Consider the following 4,513-nt stretch of genomic DNA (forward strand, 5'->3'; position numbering starts at 1 on the left):
TTGACGGCGTCGAGCCGTTCTACGGCAAGCACCAGAGCGGCATCGCAACGCCGCAGCAGCGCCACGCGTATTTCGCGGCGCTCGACCTGACGACGGCCCAGCGCGCGGATGTCATCGCGCTGCTGAAGACCTGGACCGACGCGGCCGCGCGGATGGCGCGCGGCGACACCGCGCTGCCGCTCGCCACGACGGGTAACGACGAGATCGCGCCGGCCGACGGGGGCGACGCGCTCGGCCTCGGCCCTGCGCGCCTGACGATCACGTTCGGCTTCGGCCCCGGCATGTTCGCGCTCGCCGGCAAGGACCGCTTCGGTCTCGCGAAGCATCGCCCCGCCGCGCTCGTCGACCTGCCGCGCTTCAATGGCGACCAGTTGCTGCCCGAAAAGACCGGCGGCGACCTGTTCATCCAGGCGTGCGCCGACGACGCGCAGGTCGCGTTCCACGCGGTGCGCCAGCTCGTGCGCCTCGGCGCGAAGGCGACGCAGATGCGCTGGGGCCAGGCCGGCTTCACGTCGGGCAAGCCCGGCGAGACGCCGCGCAACCTGATGGGCTTCAAGGACGGCACGATGAATCCGCCGATGTCCGATCCGGCCGCGATGGATGAATTCGTGTGGGCCGGCAGCGAAGGCCCGGCATGGATGAACGGCGGCACCTACACGGTCGTGCGCCGGATCCGCATCACGCTCGAGCACTGGGACAACACGGAGCTCGGCTTCCAGGAGCAGGTGGTCGGCCGTCACAAGTACAGCGGCGCGCCCCTCGGCCAGAAGCACGAGTTCGAGGCGCTCGACCTCGACGCGGCCGACAAGGACGGCAACCCGGTGATCCCCGACAACGCGCACGCGCGCCTCGCATCGCCGCAGTTGAACAACGGCGCGCAGATCCTGCGCCGCGCGTACTCGTACAACGACAGCACGAGCTTCTACATCGAGCGCTGGCCGCCGTGGCGCCAGCAGACCGAGTACGACGCGGGGCTGATGTTCGTCGCGCACCAGCGCGACCCGCGCAAGGGCTTCATTCCGATCAACGAGAAGCTCGCAAAGATGGACATCATGAACCAGTTCACCACGCACGTCGGCAGCGCGATCTTCGCGTGCCCGCCGGGCGCGCAACCGGGTTCGTACATCGGCGCCGCGCTGTTCGAGGCATGACGGCCCGCAACGCAAGCCAAGGCACACCTTCCCGGCCCCGGCCGGGTGCAACCTGCTAAAAACCACATGAATACTTCACCCGTTAGCCGCCCGCTGCGGCACCTGATTTCCGCGGCGGCCGCCGCGCTGATGCTGACCGGCGCGCTGCACGCCGCGCGCGCGCATGCCGCGACGCTCACGCTGTACAACGCGCAGCACGAACAGGTCGTCAACCAGCTCGTCAAGGACTTCGAAGCGCAGAGCGGCATCGCCGTGAAGGTACGCTCGGGCGAAGGCCCGGCACTCGCCGCGCAGCTCGTCGCGGAAGGCGACCGCACGCCGGCCGACGTGTACTTCACCGAGAACTCGCCGGAGCTCGTGCTGCTCGACCGCAAGGGCCTGTTCGCGAAGACCGACGCCGCCACGCTGCAGTCGGTGCCCGCGCGCTTCAACCCGGCGGACGGCAACTGGGTCGGCGTGCTCGCGCGCGAGAACGTGCTCGTCTACAACACCGCGAAAATCCAGCCGCAGCAATTGCCCGCATCGCTGCTCGATCTCGCGAAACCGGAATGGAAGGGCAAGGTCGGCGTCGCGCCGAGCGATGCAGACTTCCTGCCGCTCGTGAGCGCGGTGCTCGCACTGCACGGCGAAGCCGCGACGCTGCAATGGCTGAAGGGCCTGAAGGCCAACGCGCAGATCTTCGACGACGACGAAGGCGTGACGGCGGCCGTCAACCGCGGCGGCGTGCTGACCGGCATCATCAACAACTACTACTGGGACCGCCTGCACGCCGAGCTCGGCGACAAGTCGACCCGCAGCGCGATCTACCACTTCGGCAAAGGCGACGTCGGCGGTGCCGTCAACGTGTCCGGCGCCGCAGTGCTGAAGGCATCGAAGCACCAGCCGGAAGCGCAGAAGTTCGTCGCGTATCTCGTCAGCGAGCGCGCGCAGAAACTGATGGCCGGCGGCCATATCAGCTTCGAGTACCCGCTGCATCCGGGCGTCGCACCCGATCCGATCCTGAAGCCGTTCAACGAACTGAGCCCGCCGGCGCTGACGTTCGAACAGCTCGGCGACGACAGCCAGGCCGGCAAGCTGCTGCGCCAGGCAGGCCTGCTCTGACCATGAGCGACGCCGTGTCCCGCACGGCAAGCACCGCACTCGACGGCGAGCACACCGCGACACGGCGCCGCCCGTCGCGCGCGCTCGTCGCCGCGGCCGCGTGCGGGCCGCTCGCGATCCTGCTGCCGCTCGGCTTCACGCTGTACCGCGCGGCCACCTTCGGCGTCGACGACGCGATCGAGCTGCTGTGGCGCCCGCTCGTCGGCGAACTGCTGGTCAACACGTTGTCGATCACGCTCGCCGCGACCCTCGCGTGCACGTTGCTCGGCACGGCGCTCGCGTGGTTCATCGAGCGCACCGACCTGCCGGCCCGGCCGCTGTGGACCGCGCTCGCGGCCGCGCCGCTCGCGGTGCCGCCGTTCATCACGAGCTATGCGTGGGTGTCGCTGAGCCTCGACCTGCAGGATTTCCTCGGCGCGCTGATCGTGCTGACTTCCGCGTACTTCCCGCTCGTCTACCTGCCGGTGGCCGCCGCGCTGCGCGAACTCGATCCCGCACTGGAAGAAAGCGCGCGCACGCTCGGCTGTTCGCCGTGGCATACCTTCTTCCGCGTCGTGCTGCCGCAGTTGCGCCCCGCGCTCTGCGGCGGGATGCTGCTCGTCGCGCTCGGCGTGCTGTCCGAGTTCGGCGCATTCCAGTTGCTGCGCTTTCGCACGTTCACGACCGAGATCTATGCGGAATACCGCACCGCGTTCGATGGCGGCGGCGCGTCGCTGCTCGGCTGCGTGCTGATCGCGCTGTGCCTGCTGTGCCTCGCGATCGAGGCACGCGCGCGCGGCCATGCGCGCTACGGCCATACGCATCGCGCCGCACGCCGCGTTGCGATGCGCTATCCGCTCGGCCATCTGCGCGGCCCCGTCACCGTCGCGTTCGCCGCGCTCGCGGCCGCGACGCTCGGCGTGCCGCTCGCGATGATCGGCTACTGGCTCACGCAACAGGGCGCAGCCGCCGTCACGCCGGCCGACGTGTCGCCCGAGCTGCTGTGGCAGGCCACGCTCGCGTCGTCCGGCTATGGCCTGATGGCGGCGGCCGTCACCACGCTGCTCGCGCTGCCGCTCGCGTTCCTGCTGGTCCGTTATCCGGGGCGCGTCGCGACGCTGCTCGAGCGCACCGCGATGACCGTGCAGGGCGTGCCGGGCATCGTCGTCGCGCTGGCAATCGTGTCGATCACGGTGCGGCTGCTGCAGCCGCTCTACCAGAGCGCACCGGCGCTCGTCGGCGCGTACGCAATCCTGTTCCTGCCGCTCGCGGTCGTCAGCGTGCGCGCCGCGCTGTCGCACGTGCAGGTCAGGCTCGAGGAAACTGCACGCTCGCTCGGCCTCGGCTGGCGCGCGACGCTCACGCGCGTGGTGCTGCCGCTCGCGGCGCCCGGCCTCGGCGCGGCCGCGACGATGGTGTTCATCTCGGTCGTGACGGAACTCAACGCGACGCTGCTGTTGTCGCCGATCGGCACCCGCACGCTCGCGACGCAGGTGTGGAGCGATACGGCGACACTCGCGTTCGCCGCCGCGGCACCCTATGCCGCGCTGCTCGTGGCGCTGTCGCTCGGTGCATCGGGACTGCTGTTCCTGCTGCTTGGCCGCGCGTCGGTACGCGACTGAGCGCCGCCCTTTTTCCCCGGAACCGCCCATGAGCGAACTACGCATCCACGGCCTGTCGAAATCGTTCGGATCGCATACCGTCCTGCACGACATCGACCTCACGGTGCGGCGCGGCTCGCGCCTCGCGCTGCTCGGCCCGTCCGGCAGCGGCAAGACCACCCTGCTGCGCGTGCTGTGCGGCTTCGAGCGCGCCGAGCGCGGCACCGTCGAAATCGACGGGCGCCGCGTGGCCGCACCCGACGTGCACCTGCCGCCCGAACAGCGCCGGATCGGCTACGTGCCGCAGGAAGGCGCGCTGTTTCCGCATCTGTCGGTGGCCGACAACATCGCATTCGGGCTGCCGCGCGCTGCGCGGCGGCGCCATCATCGCGTCGACGAACTGCTCGAGATGGTCGGGCTGCCCGCGTCGTATGCGAGCCGTGCGCCGCAGCAGCTGTCCGGCGGACAGCAGCAGCGCGTCGCGCTGGCTCGCGCGCTCGCGCCCGAGCCGTCGCTCGTGATCCTCGACGAACCGTTCTCGGCGCTCGACACGTCGCTGCGCCACGAAACGCGCAGCGCGGTCGCGGATGCGCTCGCGGCAGCGGGCGCGACCTCGGTGCTCGTCACGCACGACCAGCCCGAAGCGATGACGCTCGGCGACGAAGTGGCGGTGATGTGGCA

At 70.3% G+C, this 4,513-nt stretch carries 4 protein-coding genes; all 4 read left to right on the top strand.

Annotation, left to right across the window (positions count from 1 at the left end):
- Positions 1-1,151: iron uptake transporter deferrochelatase/peroxidase subunit (gene efeB / locus G3O00_RS40035; RefSeq protein ID WP_206146297.1), on the top strand; the 1,151-nt coding region annotated here is incomplete at its 5' end.
- Between the two features lie 66 nt (positions 1,152-1,217).
- A complete protein-coding gene (locus G3O00_RS40040) occupies positions 1,218-2,252 on the top strand; it encodes an iron ABC transporter substrate-binding protein (protein WP_206146298.1) in 1,035 nt (344 codons plus the stop codon).
- Positions 2,253-2,254: 2 nt separating this feature from the next.
- The gene (locus tag G3O00_RS40045; protein ID WP_206146299.1) at positions 2,255-3,853 is read left to right on the top strand and encodes an iron ABC transporter permease; all 1,599 of its coding nucleotides are present in this window, start codon (positions 2,255-2,257) and stop codon (positions 3,851-3,853) included.
- A 28-nt stretch (positions 3,854-3,881) separates the two neighbouring features.
- Positions 3,882-4,513: ABC transporter ATP-binding protein (locus G3O00_RS40050; protein ID WP_206146300.1), on the top strand; the 632-nt coding region annotated here is incomplete at its 3' end.

It is taken from the genome of Burkholderia sp. Ac-20384 (assembly GCF_017104605.1).
Classification (GTDB): Bacteria; Pseudomonadota; Gammaproteobacteria; order Burkholderiales; family Burkholderiaceae; genus Burkholderia; species Burkholderia lata.

Bases quoted from the DNA above. Each gene is read 5' to 3' on its own strand.
- G3O00_RS40040 (WP_206146298.1), top strand. From the start codon at position 1,218: ATGAATACTTCACCCGTTAGCCGCCCGCTGCGGCACCTGATTTCCGCG.
- G3O00_RS40045 (WP_206146299.1), top strand. From the start codon at position 2,255: ATGAGCGACGCCGTGTCCCGCACGGCAAGCACCGCACTCGACGGCGAG.